Annotated in this window: 17 protein-coding genes, 1 tRNA gene and 2 rRNA genes (1 of these 20 running past the window's edge); 6 read left to right on the top strand and 14 right to left on the bottom strand. The window is 62.9% G+C overall.

Features of this window, described 5'->3' with window-relative positions; translation table 11 throughout:
• Positions 1–3: 3 nt before the first annotated feature.
• From LB551_RS10350 to LB551_RS10330, 5 genes are all read right to left on the bottom strand, one after another.
• Complete coding sequence (locus tag LB551_RS10350; RefSeq protein WP_140500435.1) at positions 4–750, bottom strand: ATP-binding cassette domain-containing protein; 747 nt, start codon at positions 748–750, stop codon at positions 4–6.
• Positions 743–1,804, bottom strand: coding sequence for an ABC transporter permease subunit (locus LB551_RS10345; RefSeq protein WP_224659098.1), 1,062 nt, complete (start codon positions 1,802–1,804; stop codon positions 743–745). Before LB551_RS10345 ends, LB551_RS10350 begins: the two co-directional genes overlap by 8 nt.
• Positions 1,805–1,905: 101 nt before the next feature.
• Positions 1,906–2,883 (bottom strand): ABC transporter substrate-binding protein, encoded by a 978-nt coding sequence (locus LB551_RS10340; RefSeq protein WP_224629683.1) that lies wholly within the window; start codon positions 2,881–2,883, stop codon positions 1,906–1,908.
• A 138-nt stretch (positions 2,884–3,021) separates the two neighbouring features.
• Positions 3,022–3,198, bottom strand: coding sequence for a hypothetical protein (locus LB551_RS10335; RefSeq protein WP_224659097.1), 177 nt, complete (start codon positions 3,196–3,198; stop codon positions 3,022–3,024).
• 114 nt (positions 3,199–3,312) lie between these two features.
• Positions 3,313–4,218 carry a sugar-binding transcriptional regulator gene (locus tag LB551_RS10330; RefSeq protein ID WP_224659096.1) on the bottom strand — a complete coding sequence of 302 codons (906 nt, stop codon included), beginning with the start codon at positions 4,216–4,218 and terminating at the stop codon, positions 3,313–3,315.
• A 283-nt stretch (positions 4,219–4,501) separates the two neighbouring features.
• Between LB551_RS10330 and LB551_RS10325 the strand changes: the two genes are divergently transcribed.
• Both LB551_RS10325 and LB551_RS10320 read left to right on the top strand, forming a co-directional pair.
• Positions 4,502–5,410, top strand: a complete 909-nt coding sequence (locus tag LB551_RS10325) for a tagatose-bisphosphate aldolase (RefSeq protein ID WP_224659095.1) — start codon at positions 4,502–4,504, stop codon at positions 5,408–5,410.
• 35 nt (positions 5,411–5,445) lie between these two features.
• A complete protein-coding gene (locus LB551_RS10320) occupies positions 5,446–6,900 on the top strand; it encodes an ROK family protein (protein ID WP_224659094.1) in 1,455 nt (484 codons plus the stop codon).
• 152 nt (positions 6,901–7,052) lie between these two features.
• On the opposite strand, the gene LB551_RS10315 is transcribed toward LB551_RS10320, so the two are convergent.
• From LB551_RS10315 to LB551_RS10295, 5 genes are all read right to left on the bottom strand, one after another.
• Positions 7,053–7,349, bottom strand: a complete 297-nt coding sequence (locus tag LB551_RS10315; RefSeq protein ID WP_224659093.1) for a DUF982 domain-containing protein — start codon at positions 7,347–7,349, stop codon at positions 7,053–7,055.
• Positions 7,330–7,710 carry a helix-turn-helix domain-containing protein gene (locus tag LB551_RS10310; RefSeq protein ID WP_224659092.1) on the bottom strand — a complete coding sequence of 127 codons (381 nt, stop codon included), beginning with the start codon at positions 7,708–7,710 and terminating at the stop codon, positions 7,330–7,332. Before LB551_RS10310 ends, LB551_RS10315 begins: the two co-directional genes overlap by 20 nt.
• 82 nt (positions 7,711–7,792) lie before the next feature.
• Complete coding sequence (locus tag LB551_RS10305; RefSeq protein ID WP_224659091.1) at positions 7,793–8,005, bottom strand: hypothetical protein; 213 nt, start codon at positions 8,003–8,005, stop codon at positions 7,793–7,795.
• Between the two features lie 72 nt (positions 8,006–8,077).
• The gene (groL, locus tag LB551_RS10300) at positions 8,078–9,709 is read right to left on the bottom strand and encodes a chaperonin GroEL (protein WP_224629698.1); all 1,632 of its coding nucleotides are present in this window, start codon (positions 9,707–9,709) and stop codon (positions 8,078–8,080) included.
• A gap of 57 nt (positions 9,710–9,766) precedes the next feature.
• Positions 9,767–10,081, bottom strand: coding sequence for a co-chaperone GroES (locus LB551_RS10295; RefSeq protein WP_140549409.1), 315 nt, complete (start codon positions 10,079–10,081; stop codon positions 9,767–9,769).
• 440 nt (positions 10,082–10,521) lie between these two features.
• On the opposite strand from LB551_RS10295, the gene LB551_RS10290 reads away from it, so the two are divergent.
• Entirely contained in the window at positions 10,522–10,752 is a 231-nt protein-coding gene (locus LB551_RS10290; RefSeq protein ID WP_318012723.1) for a hypothetical protein, read from the top strand.
• Positions 10,753–10,776: 24 nt separating this feature from the next.
• Positions 10,777–11,055, top strand: coding sequence for an usg protein (locus LB551_RS10285; protein ID WP_224659090.1), 279 nt, complete (start codon positions 10,777–10,779; stop codon positions 11,053–11,055).
• A 124-nt stretch (positions 11,056–11,179) separates the two neighbouring features.
• Here the strand turns inward: LB551_RS10285 and LB551_RS10280 are convergent, their stop codons facing one another.
• Positions 11,180–11,698: a DUF982 domain-containing protein gene (locus LB551_RS10280; protein WP_224659351.1), complete on the bottom strand. Its 519-nt coding sequence runs from the start codon at positions 11,696–11,698 to the stop codon at positions 11,180–11,182.
• A 65-nt stretch (positions 11,699–11,763) separates the two neighbouring features.
• Between LB551_RS10280 and LB551_RS10275 the strand changes: the two genes are divergently transcribed.
• Both LB551_RS10275 and LB551_RS10270 read left to right on the top strand, forming a co-directional pair.
• The gene (locus LB551_RS10275; RefSeq protein ID WP_224659089.1) at positions 11,764–12,234 is read left to right on the top strand and encodes an Hsp20 family protein; all 471 of its coding nucleotides are present in this window, start codon (positions 11,764–11,766) and stop codon (positions 12,232–12,234) included.
• A 76-nt stretch (positions 12,235–12,310) separates the two neighbouring features.
• Positions 12,311–12,817 (top strand): Hsp20/alpha crystallin family protein, encoded by a 507-nt coding sequence (locus LB551_RS10270; RefSeq protein WP_224659088.1) that lies wholly within the window; start codon positions 12,311–12,313, stop codon positions 12,815–12,817.
• Between the two features lie 348 nt (positions 12,818–13,165).
• On the opposite strand, the gene LB551_RS10265 is transcribed toward LB551_RS10270, so the two are convergent.
• From LB551_RS10265 to LB551_RS10255, 3 genes are all read right to left on the bottom strand, one after another.
• Positions 13,166–13,242: transfer RNA gene (locus tag LB551_RS10265), tRNA-Met, on the bottom strand.
• Positions 13,243–13,451: 209 nt separating this feature from the next.
• Positions 13,452–13,566, bottom strand: a 5S ribosomal RNA gene (gene rrf, locus LB551_RS10260).
• A 294-nt stretch (positions 13,567–13,860) separates the two neighbouring features.
• A 23S ribosomal RNA gene (locus LB551_RS10255) occupies positions 13,861–14,650 on the bottom strand; it runs 2,035 nt beyond the window's last position.

Raw genomic sequence — 14,650 nt, 5'->3', positions numbered from 1 at the left:
GCCTTAGCCGCCGACCATCAGCCTGACGACCTCATCATGGTTGGTCTCGGAGATCTTGCGCTCGCCGGCCTGGATCCCGCGCCGCAGCACGACGATGCGATCGGAAACGGCGAAGATGTCCTGCAAATTATGCGAGATGAAGATCACGCCGCGCCCTTGCGCCTTGAGCTGGTGGATGAGCGAAATCACCTTGCGCTGCTCCGGCACGCCGAGCGCGGCCGTCGGTTCATCCATGATCAGGATCTGAGCATCCCAGTAGACGGCGCGGCCGATGGCCACGGCCTGCCGCTGGCCGCCGGAGAAATTGCTGACCGGCGCATTCAGTCGGCTGACGTGGAAGTCCAGCCGCTTCATCGTCTCCCTGGCGGCCTCGGCCATGGCCTTGCGGTCGAGCACTGGCAGGAAACCGAATGCCTTGCGCATGGGCTCGCGGCCGAGGAAGATGTTGGCACCGATCGACAAATTATCGGCCAGCGCGAGATCCTGGTAGATCGTCTCGATGCCCTTTTCGCGCGCCTCCTGCGGCGTGGCGAAAGCCACCGGCTGACCTCTGAGCAGGATTTCTCCGCCCGTCGGCTGGAACACGCCCGATATTGCCTTGATCAGAGTCGTTTTGCCGGCGCCATTGTCTCCGGCAAGCGCCACCACTTCGCCCGGCCGCACGGCCATGGAGAAATCATTGAGCGCCCGCACGGCACCGAAATGCTTGGAAAGGTTCCGGACTTCGAGAAGGGGCTCGGTGCTATTCATCCTGACGGGCTCCACTGAACCGGCGCTGCGCCTGGTCGATGAGAACGGAAATGATAATGACGACGCCGACCGCGATGAACTGCCAGAACGGCTCGACATTGACGAACACCAGCCCGTACTGAATGACCGCGATCACCAGCGCGCCGGCGACGGTGCCGAAAATGGTGCCGGAGCCGCCGAACAGGCTGGCGCCGCCGATCACCACCGCCGCGACGCTGTCGAGCAGCAGGGGTTCGCCGGCCTGCGCGGCACCGGCGGTGAAGCGCGCCGCATAGAGCGCGCCGCCAAGCCCGGCGCACATTGCCGACAGCACATAGAGCCGCAGGATATGGCCCCTGATGTCGATGCCGGCGCGGCGCGCGGCCTGGACATTGGCGCCGATGGCGTAATTGTGCTGGCCGAACCGGGTCTGGCTGAGCAGATAGTGCATCACGACGACGAAGACGGCGGCGATCATCACCAGATAGGGCACGCCATGGAACTTGCCGTTGCCGAGCAGTGCGAACCAGGAGTTCTGTACCGGCACCGTCGTGCCGCCGGCAAGCAGGAAGGCGACACCGCGGGCGACGCCGAACATGCCGAGCGTGCCGATGAAGGGCGGGACCCTGAGCCGCGAGATCAGCAAGCCGTTGATGACGCCGGGCACGCCGGCCACGATCACCGCGGCAAGGATGCCGGCAAGCATGGCCAACGGCAACGGAATGGCGGCCCCCGCCATGTTGGTGGCATGCGCGGCGATGACCGCGGCCAAGCCCATGATGAAGCCGAGCGACAGGTCGATGCCGCCTGAAATGATGACGAAGGTCTGCCCGGTCGCCAAAAGCAGCGGCGCCACGGCGAAGATCGCGATGGATTGCAGATTGAACGGATTGAGCACGAAAGTGGCACCGAAGGCGCTTCGCGACCAGATCTCGAAACAGACGATCAGGCCTGCGAGAAACAGCCAGGCGCGCCCCTCGGCGATGCGTGCGATCCAGCTCCTGGCCGGATCGCCGTGGTCGGCCTGGGGAGCGACATGCTTCTCGGCTGGCTGTGCTGGTGATGTCGAGGTCATGAGTACTCCGCGGCGCGGCTGCCTTCAAACAGGTCCCGCCTCTGGCGGGGACCGACACGGGCTCCTCCCGGCGCACCGGGAAGAGCCAAGTTGGTCCGGACTTACTCGGAGTAGAGATACTTCGAGATGTTCGGATCGCCGATGTTGGACTTGTCCATGATCGTGAAGCCGGTGCCGATCGTGACCGGGATGGACTGGCCGGTCAGGTGGGCATAGGCCGAGACGACGCCGAAGTAGCCGATCTCCGCGGGATGCTGGGCGATCGCCACATCCACAAGCCCGGTGTTGATGTTGTCGACGATGCTGGTCGGAGCATCGAAGGCAACCACTTTGACGGTGCCCGTCTGCCCTGCCTGCTTGACGCCATTGGCGGCGCCCAGCGCCGAGAACAGATTGGCGCCGAACACGCCGACGAGGTCGGGGTTGCGCGCGAACACCGCCTGCAGCTGCGAGGCCGCCTTGTTGGCATCGTCATCATTGAACTGGGTCTCGAGAACGGTGATGCCGGGATGGTTGGCCATCTCCTTCTTGAAGCCTTCCTCGCGCTGGTCGGTGGTCGAGATGCCGGGCTTGACGTTGGAGACATAGACCTTGCCCTTGTCGCCGACGGCCTTGGCAAGCGCCCGCGCCGCGATCTCGCCGCCCAGCACATTGTCCGAGGCGATGTAGGCCAGGGGGAAATCGGCGTCACCCGCGCCGGTCTGATAGGCGCCGGTGCCGATGAAGGTATCCACGGTGATGACCGGAATGCCTGCGTCATTGGCCTTGCGCAGCGGCTCCACCAACTGGACCTTGTCGGTCGGCGCGATCAGGATCGCGTCCGGCTTCTTGGCGATGACCGCGTCGAGCACCGGCACCTGGGTGACCGGATTGAACTCAGGAGCGCCCTGGAAGACCAGGTTCACGCCAAGCGCGTCGGCTGCGGCCTGGGCACCCTTGCGCATGGTGATGTAGAAACCGTCGGTGGTCAGGCCCGGAACGAGCGCGATGGTATATTTCTTGTCTTGCGCCTGCGCGGGCGCGATAAGCACCGACGCGCTGACGGCGAGAGCCGCGAGCGCGGCAACGATCTTCTTCATGACATCCTCCTCATTGTGTTGGCAGATCTGCCGTTGCAAGTGACATCGAATGGCCGTCATCCGCTTGGGACAAGACGGCCGGGAACGCCTGTTTGCTTTTCGCGGGCAGCTCCTCCCAAGCGCCCTCCAGTCGATATGTCAGCCGGTCCAGCCGACCGATACGATAGCCGTGGTCGCTTCCTCGCCCTCCGCGAGGTCAGAGAGCCACAGCACCCGGCATGCATCGCATGCCAAGCTCACAAACTTGTAACACTTTGCAGAAATAAATTGCAACTCGGTTTCCCGGGTCGCAACGCCGGATTTTTCACGCAACATCCGACTGCTCCACAAAGTCCCGGCGAACTATTGCCTCGACTTCTCGGCGGCACAACCGATTTCGTAAAATCGCCCTCGCCAATTGGAAGGCGGCGGTGGCGCGTTGGGCGGGCACTATCGCGGCGGCAGGGCAGCGAGGATGGCTTGTGCCGTCTTCGTATCCGTTATCACGGTGTTGATCAGCCGGGCGCGAGCGGCGCCGATGATGGCCGTCGCCTTTTCCGGTGACGCCGCGACACCGATCACCAGCGGTACGGCGCGGAGCTGCGCCGGCGACATGGCAATCATCCGGCCCTCTCCTTCCCAGGCGATCAGCGCGCCATCGGCATCGAAATAGTGCCGAAGGACATCGCCGGCCGCATGGACCAGTGCCTGCTCGCTCGGCGTGGCTGCGCTCGCCTCGGGTGCATTGATAGCATGCGGCAGGCCGATGCCGACGATCGCGACATCGGTCCTGTCCCACAGCGCGACGGCATCGCTGATGGCGGCATCACCAAGGAAGACCTCACGCAATTCGCTGGAAGGCAGATAGGGGGCATGAATGAAGTGCGGCGTGCCGCCGAACTCCTCGGCGGCGAGGCGGACGAATTCGTTGACCTGAAAATGCGCCGCGTGCTGCTGCATGCCGCCGGTGGCGGCAACGGTCAGCACGCCCGGAAGGCGCGGCAAGCCGGCGCGGATCACCTCGCGCACCGCGCGCCCCCAGCCGATGGCGACCACGGAGCCGGCCACCAATTGTGCCTGCTTGAGCAAGCCGCCGAGCGGACCGGCCAGCGCCGTCAGTGCGCCTGCGGCCGGCGTTTCGACCACCGCAGCGTCACGGAGACCCAGCCTATCGATCAGCTGTCTGGTGATCTCCTCCGGTGTCGCCAGATCGAGAACCTCGATACGGACGATCCCTTCCGCCCGCGCCCGCTGCAAGAGGCGCGATATGGTCGCGGTGGAGACGCCGAGCTGCCGCGCGATGTCGACCTGCGACATCTCCGCCTCGTAATGCAGTTTGGCGACCGTGTGCAGCATCGTGCGCGATGCGGTCGCATCCTGAATGGGAGGGGCAGCCAGCTTGCAATTCCTTTCAGCAACGTGTTACACACGTATACGCCGATGGGAGTTATCGCGCAAATCCGGCGAACTCGCAACTTGAGGCCGTCCTGCCCAGGCGCCTGCAAGGTGTGCTTTTCCGGGCAATCGACGGCGCATCAAGACGGCAATTCTCCCCTGCCGGCAGGCAGGCAAACTGAACATTCTTGTTTCCACGGGATCCGCGCCCTCGGCCAGAGAGCGCCAACATCGGACAGAGACCATGACAAAGATGACCACCGCGGAGCTGCGCGGCTATCAGCAGATATGCGGCAGGGACGGGGCCATGGTGGCCATCGCCTGCGACCAGCGCGGCGGCATGCGCACCTTGCTGGCGGCGGATCCGGCCGAACAGGCCAGGATCACCAACGACATGCTCGGCGACACCAAGGCCGACATCACGCGCTACCTTGCAAGTGCCGCGTCCTGCGTGCTGCTCGACCCGCTCTGCGCGGTGCCGCGGGTCGTCGAGGAGGGCGTGCTGAACCGCGATACCGCACTGCTTATCGGCCTCGACGCCTCGGGTTTCGACGTCTCGCCCGAGGGCTATCGCCTGTCGCGCCTTGTCCCCGGCATCGATGCGCGCCGCGTGCGCGAGCTGGGCGGTACGGGCGGCAAGATCATGGTGTATCTGCGGGCCGACAAGCCCGAAGCCAATGAGCACAACATTGCCATCCTGCGCCAATGCATCGCCGATTTCGGGCAGGAAGACTTGCTGCTCGTCGTCGAATTCCTGACTTATCAGCTCGAAGGCGAAAGCCCGCAAGATTATGCGGCGAAGACCCCGTGGCTTGTCGAGGAAGGCACAAGGATCTCGCTGGAGTGCGGGGCAAAGGTGCTGAAGCTTCCATATCCCGGAACGCCGGAAGCCTGTGCCAACATCACGAGAATGGCCGGCGAGGTGCCGTGGGCGGTGCTTTCGGCCGGCGTCAACCACGCCACCTTCCTAGGTCAGGTCGAGATTGCCATGCAGAACGGCGCCTCCGGCGTAATCGCCGGCCGCTCGCTGTGGAAGGACTGCATCTCGCTCGATCGTGACATTCAGCGCGAAAGGCTTAAGACCATCGCGGTGCCGCGATTGCGTGAGATCCAGGCGGTAATCGGGCATCACCGGCGCAAGGCCGCCGCCTGATATCCGCGTTGGATCACCGGCACGTGCAGGACGTCATGCCTCTCAGCATAGGGATAGATATAGGCGGTACCAATCTGCGGGCCGCCCGCATTTCGGGCACCGGCGAAATCCTCGAACGCCTGTCCGAAAAGAGCGCGCCAGACCCGCAGCTTGTGCTCTCGCGGATCGCCGGGATGGTGCGCCGGCTCGATACATCTGAGGTTTCAGCCATCGGCATCGGTGTTCCCGGCCGCGTCGACGCGCATCGCCGCGCGGTCCTGTCCGGCGGCTACGTCAATCTGGCCTCCGTCTCGCTGGCGCAGCGCCTGGAGGACATGGCCGGCAAGCCCGTCGTCATCGACAATGACTGCAACATGGCACTGGTCGCGGAGATGGCGCTCGGCGCCGGCCGGGGCCACGACGACATCGCCATGTTCACCATCGGCACCGGCATTGGCGGCGCCGTCGCTCAAGATCGGCGGATCTTGCGTGGCCGGGCAACGGCCGGGCAGCTCGGCCACATCACCGTCGACGTCAATGGCGAGACATGCGCCTGCGGCCGGCGCGGCTGTGTCGAGACCACCAGTTCGGGCACGGCGCTCGGCCGTCACATTGCGCGGGCCGGCTTGCGTCCCGACCTTTCGGTCGACCAGCTCTTTTCCCGCGACGCCGCCGGAGACATCCACGCGCGCGCTATACTGGAAGCCTGGGCAACGCCCTTGCGTGCCGCCATCGATACCAGCGTCGCCCTGTTCGACCCCGATCTCGTCCTGCTCGGCGGCGGCCTTGGCCGGGCGGCACACAAGGCGCTCGGCCGTGCGCCGGCCCTGGCGCCGTGGTATCAATGCCAGGTCGAGCCGGCGCAGCTCGGCGACGAGGCCGGCGTGATCGGCGCTGGATTGCAGGCGCTGGCCGGAACGGACATGGCGACCGCGCCGATTTTGGGCCGGTCTTTCGTCCAAACCGGGGGCGCCAGGCGCGCCGTGCTGGTCAACGGCATCCCGGCCAGCGGCAAGAGCACGGTCTCGCGCGGCATAGCCGACCGCACGGGATGGCCGTTGCTTGCGCTCGATACGATCAAGAATCCGTTTCTCGAGGTGCTCGGCGGCGGCGACCGCGCATTCAACCGCACGCTCGGCCGCGCCAGCTATCAGGCGATCTGGTCAGTCGTCGGCGAAGCCCCAGCGGGCTCCACATTCATCGTCGACGCCTGGTTCGGTTTCCAGCCGCGCGAGCTGCTCGAGGATCATCTCAGGAATGCCGGTGTCGAACAGACCTTTGAAATCTGGTGCCACGCGCCTGGCGAAGTTTTGGCCGAGCGTTACGCCGCCCGGCTCGACCAGCGTCCCGCCGGCCATCCAGGCGCGGCCTATATCCCCGAACTGATCGAACTCGCTGGGCGCGCCGAACCGCTGCGGCGCGGCCCGCTCTTCGACGTCGACACGACGAAGCCGATCGACTTCGATGCCATCATCGCGTGGCTGCGAGCGATGATGCCGGGCGGCGTTTAGAGCGTCGATGACAGGAAGCAGTCAGACCCGCCAACTCGAAAGCGGTTTCGTTTTCGAGCTGGCCAGGCCTGTCCGGTCAATAGCCGACGGTGAAGCGCTGCGGGCGTGACCGTGGTCGCCGGGGCGCCCACCGATAAGTGGCGAACAGATCCTCAATCCGTTCGCACAGTGCGGCCGCCAGGCGCCGTACTCGCAGGCGAGATCATATTCGGCACCAGAATGTCATTGCGGCGCGCGAAGGCGATCAAGGTCGCCCGCACGGTTTCCGCATCGATCTCGCCGGCGATACCGGCTTTGCAAGCGTTGAGGGCGACGGCATGGGCGCCGTTCCGGCTGACAACGGGCCAGTCCTGCAGCACGGCATAAGCTTCCATCGCAGTCTCGATCGTCACCGGAAGCCCCATTCCGACCAGGATCGTCACGGGTTCTTCAAAGCGCATCTGTGCCATGATTTAAACCTCCATTCGACGGCAAACGAACCGAAGCATGTCGGGCAGCCTGGTGCGCGATGACAGGTCGGCGCGGATAAGGCGGGTGCGCCGGCGTCGTCGGATTTTCACCAGCCGCGAGCCTGATCTCGGCCGCCTCGACCGGACTTGGCTTGACCATTGGCGAGCCCCAGCCCGGCGCCGGCAGCGCCCTGTGCGCCCTGGCGAGCGCCTCGAGCCAGGCAACGACGGAAAGCGGCGGGAGCGTCCGCCCATCGAGCCAGGCGGCGACCTGGCTTTGCGGGCAACCAAGCTCGTCGACGAGGTCTGCCGCTTTCCACCTCAACGTTTTCAGGCATTCACGCAATTGGCCCGCGATCATGTCGGTCCTCTTCCCAACCGGACATCCGTCCACCACGGCGTTCCGCGAATTGCTCCGACCACGGCGTCCTCCACCCCTGGATTCAGCCGCCGGAGCCTTCCGAAGCTGTCGACACATGCTGAGCCGCCAGAAACATCAGCGTCGAGGCCGCGGTACGGCGGCTCCAGCCCGCGGACTCCGCCATGTCGAGGACGCCCGTCAGCAATGGTCCCAGCACGCTCCTGCATTCTGCCTCGTAGGCGAGAAATTCGTTTGCCGGATGCGTGGGCGCCGGAACGGAACCGATGCCGGTCATATTGGTCTCTCTCCAAACTTTCCTAGGAAGCGCCCGCTCCCATTCGAGGGGAGCGGGCAGTCTCCCATCGTCCTAGAAGTCCATGCCCGCGCCGGCGGGCATGGCAGGGGCGGCGGCTTCCTTCTTTGGCTTCTCGGCCACCATCGCCTCGGTGGTGACCAGCAGGCCGGCGACGGAAGCGGCATCCTGAAGCGCGGCGCGTACGACCTTTGCCGGATCGATGACGCCTTGGCCGTAGAGATCGCCGAACTCGTTGGTCTGGGCGTTCCAGCCCCAGCCGAACTCGCTCTTCTCGCGCAGCTTGCCGACGATGATCGAGCCCTCGGCGCCGGCATTCTCCGCGATCTGGCGCACCGGGGTCTCGATTGCGCGCCGCACGATCTCCACGCCGGTCCTCTGGTCGGCATTGTCGATCACCAAGCCATCAAGCGCCTTGGCGGCCCGAAGCAGCGCGACGCCGCCACCGGGGAGCACGCCTTCCTCGACCGCCGCACGGGTCGCATGCAGCGCGTCGTCGACACGGTCCTTGCGCTCCTTCACCTCGACTTCCGTCGAACCGCCGACGCGGATGACGGCGACGCCGCCGGCGAGCTTCGCCAGCCGCTCCTGCAATTTCTCGCGGTCATAGTCGGAGGTGGTCTCCTCGATCTGGGCTTTGATCTGGGCGATACGGCCCTGGATCTCTTCCTTGCGGCCAACGCCGTCGATGATGGTGGTATTTTCTTTTTCGATCACCACTCTCTTGGCGCGGCCCAGCATCTGCAGCGTGACGTTCTCGAGCTTGATGCCGAGATCCTCGCTGATCGCCGTGCCGCCGGTGAGGATGGCGATATCCTCCAGCATCGCCTTGCGGCGATCGCCGAAGCCAGGCGCCTTGACGGCCGCGACCTTCAGGCCGCCGCGCAATTTGTTGACAACCAGCGTGGCGAGCGCCTCCCCTTCCACATCCTCGGCAATGATCAGCAAAGGCTTGCCCGACTGTACGACGGCCTCGAGAACGGGGAGCATGGCTTGCAGGTTGGACAGTTTCTTCTCGTGGATCAGCACATAAGGCTCTTCGAGCTCGACGCGCATCTTGTCCTGGTTGGTGATGAAGTACGGGCTGAGATAGCCGCGGTCGAACTGCATGCCCTCGACCACCTCGAGTTCGGTCTCGGCGGTCTTGGCCTCCTCCACCGTGATGACACCTTCATTGCCGACCTTCTCCATCGCCTCGGCGAGGAAGCGGCCGATCTCGGCATCGCCATTGGCCGAGATGGTGCCGACCTGGGCGATCTCGTCGTTCTTCGTCACCTTGCGGGCATTGGCCTTCAGTTCGGCGACGACCGCCTCCACGGCCTTGTCGATGCCGCGCTTCAAATCCATCGGATTCATGCCCGATGCCACGGCCTTGGCGCCTTCCTTTACGATGGCTTGGGCCAGAACCGTCGCGGTTGTGGTGCCGTCGCCAGCCAAGTCGCTGGTTTTCGACGCCACCTCGCGCACCATCTGTGCGCCCATGTTCTCGAACTTGTCTTCCAGCTCGATTTCCTTGGCCACCGTCACACCATCCTTGGTAATGCGCGGCGCGCCGAAGGACTTGTCGATAACGACATTGCGGCCCTTGGGACCGAGCGTCACCTTCACCGCATTGGCCAGAATGTCGACGCCGCGCAGCATTTTCTCGCGGGCTTCGGTATGGAATTTCACTTCCTTGGCAGCCATTGGATCACTCCTTCGATTTAGGCAGCTTTCGTTGACTGGTAACCTCGCAAGAAGCCGTCAGGCGGCCTTCTTCATCGTTGCTGTCTGCTCGATCACACCCATCACGTCGCTTTCCTTCATGATGATAAGGTCTTCGCCGCCGAGCTTGATCTCGGTGCCGGACCATTTGCCGAACAGGATGCGGTCACCCACCTTGACGTCGAGCGGCTGAAGCTGCCCGGCTTCGTTGCGCGCGCCAGGGCCGGCGGCGATCACCTCGCCTTCCTGCGGCTTTTCCTTGGCTGTATCGGGAATGATGATGCCGCCGGCCGTCTTTTCCTCGGCTTCGATGCGGCGGACCAGGATACGGTCATGCAACGGGCGAAACGTCATGTCGTTCTCCTTCAAGGACAAACAGTTTGAGGTTCCTCCGCGCCGGACCGGCAATATCGGCCGGCTCGGGGTGCCGCGACCTTGTTCAGCATCGCGCGCGCATATCGAGCGAGTTTTGCAGCTTTCCGCTTTCAAGAGGTCCGCGCAAAAATTTTAGCACTCGCTACATGAGAGTGCCAACACACTGTTATCATGAGGAAATTCTGACCAGGCCGACGATTTGATCGCTTGAATTTTGGAAAACAGCCAACAAAATTATTTTGGCCCGCGCTGCCGAAGCGCAGCCGGAACCTGGACGCTATCGAGGAGTTTTGCGAACGGAGCACAACAATGGACCGACAGAAACTTTCGCCGATCATGCCTTCTCTGACCGACATGCCCGACATCCGCTTGACCGGCTGCTTTCGCCGGCCAGGCACTTCAAACATCCCAACGAGGTGTTGGCAGACGACGCGCTCGACCTTTGGGAAAAGCGGGCGATCCTGTCGTCTTGGGCCTCGGACGCCTGCGCGGTGGAGTCGATGCCGGAACTGCGCCTGCCGCAGGGAGTCGAGCGGCCGGTTTCCTTCGACCAGATCATGGAGGCCCTGTGCAAGCTCGACATCGACGCGTCGGCGTCCCGGTCGACGCCGGACGAATTCCGCCACGACTTCGCCAGGATGCATGCGTGATCTCATAAACGAAAGGAGAAGCATATGGTGACTGCCGTCAGCAGAGAATTCCGCCTTCAGATGGATGGCTACGGCCTGACCACGGCCGAGATTCACTATCATATGCCCGACTACCCCAACCTGCTGCAGCTCTATGTCTGGCAGGAATACGACCTCGCTCCCGAGTTCCCGGAGCTGAAGGGCTTCCTTGGCTATTGGGAAAGCGAATTGGAGGGCGCGCTGCACTCCGTGCGCGTCGCCCATCATCGCCTGATCACACCGTCCGAAAGGCGCGCCGTTGACGACATCGTTGCCATCCATTGACCGGATTGCATTGAGCGGATCAAAAAAACCTGAAGCGCGTCGCCTGCGACGCGGCGCGCTCAAAGGCCCGATCGAGCATACCTAAAGTCAGAGCTTCCGAGCAGGATAAGTGGTGAAATCCATGTCATCCTGCTCCGACAGCCATTGGCCGGACCGCCCCTGGCATCCTCGCAGAGCGGGGTTGGCGAAGCGAAGGAGGGCGGCCTCTGGTCAGGCCGGCTCGCTTGGCCGCCTTCAAGAAAGCTTTGTAGGCAGCACGCCCGCTGCGCCAGCCATCCAGCGCATCGCGGCACGCACGGTCGGCGGCACGCCAGCTTGGGCCACGCGCCCATTTCGGCCATTGTTGATCCAGGCATTCCAGAGCCTCGAAGCTGCTGGCGATCTTGCGGGGCGCATTCGAGAATTCGAGCGTAATCGGCTGAGGGAACCGAATATCGTTCATCACTTCCTCCGTTTTTTGACGTCTTTTTGCGAGTAAGCAATCGGATGGAATCATCGGCGACCGTCCATCCGCGATCGAGATGGTCATCGGTCCAGGCGGCGTCAAGGGCCGCCGGATTTTGGCGAGACCTTCGATCAGGCCTCTTGACGCCAGACCCCTCAGTTCCCAGATCGAATCCGCCGGCGCCGGAAGGGCCGGCATGGTCAAGGAGTGCCCATCCTTGGCACTCCTCGTACCCATGTTGCTCAGCGAAGGAGGATATGGCTATGAGAACCGCTTTCGACTTTTCACCATTCTATCGGTCGAGCATAGGCTTCGACCGTATTTTCGACCTGCTGGAGAATGCCAGTCGGACGGCGAATGTAGACAATTGGCCGCCCTACGACATTTCCAGGACCGGTGACGACGCTTATCGCATCACCATGGCGGTAGCCGGCTTCAGTGAAGACGAATTGAGCATCGTTCATGAGCCCAACATGCTCGTAATCGCCGGCGAGCGTGCCGGAGAGGACAATGGCGAATACCTGCATCGCGGCATCGCCGGACGGCCGTTTGAGCGGCGCTTCGAACTTGCCGACCATGTGAAGGTGACCGGCGCCGGCCTCGTCAACGGTCTGCTGACGGTCGATCTCCAGCGCGAGATTCCCGAAGAGATGAAACCGCGCAAGATCGAGATCGGCACCAGCATGGCCAAAGCCAAGGAAAAGTCCGTCCCAGTGGAGAAACAGGCGGCCTGAGGCATTCCGGGTCAAAGCTGCCACCGCCGGACGCCGGTCGTCCGGTGGTGAGACGCAAGCAAAGAGGAGAAAGACAATGAGCGTACGTGATCTCATTCCTTTTGGCCGGGAACGCGGCCAGGTCCCCGGCCTTTTGCGCGATGGCGAACGTGATCCGTTCATGTCGTTGCACCGCGAGGTGAACCGCCTTTTCGACGATGTTTTCCGTGGTTTCGGCTCGGGGCTGCCGTCCTTGTCGTCGGTTGCCGCCGATGGCGGACGCTGGCCTAGCGTCGAGATCTCCGACAGCGGAAAGGAGGTCCGTGTCATGGCCGAGGTGCCCGGCATGGAGGAGAAGGACATCGAGGTCCTGCTCGATGACGGCGTGCTGACCCTGAAGGGCGAAAAGCGGTCCGAGAGCGAGGACAAGGAGCGCCAGTTCTCCGAACGCTACTACGGCCGTTTCGAGCGCCGCATTCCGCTCGGCGTCGAGGTCGAGCAGGACAAGGTCGAAGCGCGCTTCAGGAATGGCCTGCTGACGGTGACCCTGCCGAAGACCGCGAAAGCGCAAGCGCAGGCAAAGCGCATCGAGATCAAGAGTTGAGCGACCCTATGCCGGCGGTGGGACAATCCCCCGCCGGTTCGGATCGAAACGGCAGTGGTGCCGGCTTGCACCCCACCTGCGGACGTGACCGCTTTCCCTGGTTGAATTTATCTCCGGGGGACCGGATCTGTCTTTCTGCGGTGACACCGTCTGCTTGGTCGTGGAACGCGCGGCTTCCGGTCAGATATGATGCTGGCGGGCGGATTGGGTTTGGTTGGGGGGAGGATTTGCTTTTATGGCGTGGGGTGGGCTTTGCGTGTTTCCTGGGCTGATGAGGGTTCTCGAATCAGCCTGGCGCGATCAGCCGGATACAAGAACAGCCCGGGTTGAGCCGGGCTGTTTTGTATTTGGTTGCGGGGACAGGATTTGAACCTGTGACCTTCAGGTTATGAGCCTGACGAGCTACCGGGCTGCTCCACCCCGCGCCACCTGTGGGCAAGCGTCAGCTTGCTTCGATCTCTGGAAGCAGGTGTTTTCTGCTTCGATCTTTGGAAGCGGGCGTTTGCCTGCTTCGCGCCGCCAAATTGAAAGGGCCGCTTAGAGCGGCCCGTTGTCCCGTTGGCGGGCCTTGTTCGTGAAGAGAAGATTTCACTCCATCCAGGTTCTGGATGTGAGTTCAACGTGCGTTTGGCAGACCTGGCAGCGACCTACTCTCCCGCGTCTTGAGACGAAGTACCATCAGCGCTGGAGCGTTTCACGGCCGAGTTCGGAATGGGATCGGGTGCAGCCGCTCCGCCATAACCACCAGGTCGGCAAAACGCACGTTGTTCGAGAAGCTGGAATAGGGAATAGTGAGTAGCAAATAGTGAGTAGGGGATGCCTATTCGCTATTGGCTCATGCTCTTCACCTGTCTTTTGTGCCTGAGCGACATCCACAGTTTGCTTCCGGGCAAAGCCCGCAAGCGCGACTGCGCGTCGCCGGTCGTCCGGCGCCCCCGCGGAGCATAGGCCCGTAAGGGCCGCTCATGCGTGAGCGCTGGTAGACCATCCGACTTCTGGCGACAATCCTTTGGATTGCGCCGAGATGGGCATAAGGAATGAGAACGATCAAGCCGATCGAACTATTAGTACCGGTAAGCTTCAAGCGTTGCCGCTCTTCCACACCCGGCCTATCAACGTGGTCGTCTTCCACGGTTCTCAGGGAATACTCGTTTTAAGGTGGGTTTCCCGCTTAGATGCCTTCAGCGGTTATCCCGTCCGGATATAGCTACCCTGCTATGCGGCTGGCGCCACAACAGGTCCACCAGAGATCCGTCCATCCCGGTCCTCTCGTACTAGGGACAGATCCTTTCAATATTCCTACACCCACGGCAGATAGGGACCGAACTGTCTCACGACGTTCTGAACCCAACTCACGTACCGCTTTAAATGGCGAACAGCCATACCCTTGGGACCTGCTCCAGCCCCAGGATGCGATGAGTCGACATCGAGGTGCCAAACAACCCCGTCGATATGGACTCTTGGGGGTCATCAGCCTGTTATCCCCGGCGTACCTTTTATCCGTTGAGCGATGGCCCTTCCACGCGGGACCACCGGATCACTATGACCGACTTTCGTCTCTGCTCGACTTGTCAGTCTCGCAGTCAGGCAGGCTTATGCCATTGCACTCAGCGAACGATTTCCGACCGTTCTGAGCCCACCATCGCGCGCCTCCGTTACTCTTTAGGAGGCGACCGCCCCAGTCAAACTACCCACCATACATTGTCCCGGACCCGGATAACGGGCCGCGGTTAGACATCCATAGTGATAAGGGTGGTATTTCAAGGGTGGCTCCACCTGAGCTGGCGCCCAGGTTTCAAAGCCTACCACCTATCCTACACATGCCACTACGAA

This window comes from Mesorhizobium sp. BR1-1-2 (genome assembly GCF_020165435.1).
GTDB lineage: Bacteria > Pseudomonadota > Alphaproteobacteria > Rhizobiales > Rhizobiaceae > Mesorhizobium.
The sequence above is the reverse complement of the archived record's forward strand: the minus strand, read 5'-3'. Positions and strand labels throughout refer to the sequence as shown.

Coding starts and splice junctions, on each gene's coding strand:
- LB551_RS10335 (WP_224659097.1), bottom strand. CDS start 3,198: ATGTTGCGTGAAAAATCCGGCGTTGCGACCCGGGAAACCGAGTTGCAA.
- LB551_RS10325 (WP_224659095.1), top strand. CDS start 4,502: ATGACAAAGATGACCACCGCGGAGCTGCGCGGCTATCAGCAGATATGC.
- LB551_RS10320 (WP_224659094.1), top strand. CDS start 5,446: ATGCCTCTCAGCATAGGGATAGATATAGGCGGTACCAATCTGCGGGCC.
- LB551_RS10310 (WP_224659092.1), bottom strand. CDS start 7,710: ATGATCGCGGGCCAATTGCGTGAATGCCTGAAAACGTTGAGGTGGAAA.
- LB551_RS10275 (WP_224659089.1), top strand. CDS start 11,764: ATGAGAACCGCTTTCGACTTTTCACCATTCTATCGGTCGAGCATAGGC.
- LB551_RS10280 (WP_224659351.1), bottom strand. CDS start 11,698: ATGCCGGCCCTTCCGGCGCCGGCGGATTCGATCTGGGAACTGAGGGGT.
- LB551_RS10270 (WP_224659088.1), top strand. CDS start 12,311: ATGAGCGTACGTGATCTCATTCCTTTTGGCCGGGAACGCGGCCAGGTC.
- LB551_RS10305 (WP_224659091.1), bottom strand. CDS start 8,005: ATGACCGGCATCGGTTCCGTTCCGGCGCCCACGCATCCGGCAAACGAA.
- LB551_RS10350 (WP_140500435.1), bottom strand. CDS start 750: ATGAATAGCACCGAGCCCCTTCTCGAAGTCCGGAACCTTTCCAAGCAT.
- LB551_RS10315 (WP_224659093.1), bottom strand. CDS start 7,349: ATGGCACAGATGCGCTTTGAAGAACCCGTGACGATCCTGGTCGGAATG.
- LB551_RS10295 (WP_140549409.1), bottom strand. CDS start 10,081: ATGACGTTTCGCCCGTTGCATGACCGTATCCTGGTCCGCCGCATCGAA.
- LB551_RS10340 (WP_224629683.1), bottom strand. CDS start 2,883: ATGAAGAAGATCGTTGCCGCGCTCGCGGCTCTCGCCGTCAGCGCGTCG.
- groL (WP_224629698.1), bottom strand. CDS start 9,709: ATGGCTGCCAAGGAAGTGAAATTCCATACCGAAGCCCGCGAGAAAATG.
- LB551_RS10285 (WP_224659090.1), top strand. CDS start 10,777: ATGGTGACTGCCGTCAGCAGAGAATTCCGCCTTCAGATGGATGGCTAC.
- LB551_RS10330 (WP_224659096.1), bottom strand. CDS start 4,218: ATGCTGCACACGGTCGCCAAACTGCATTACGAGGCGGAGATGTCGCAG.
- LB551_RS10345 (WP_224659098.1), bottom strand. CDS start 1,804: ATGACCTCGACATCACCAGCACAGCCAGCCGAGAAGCATGTCGCTCCC.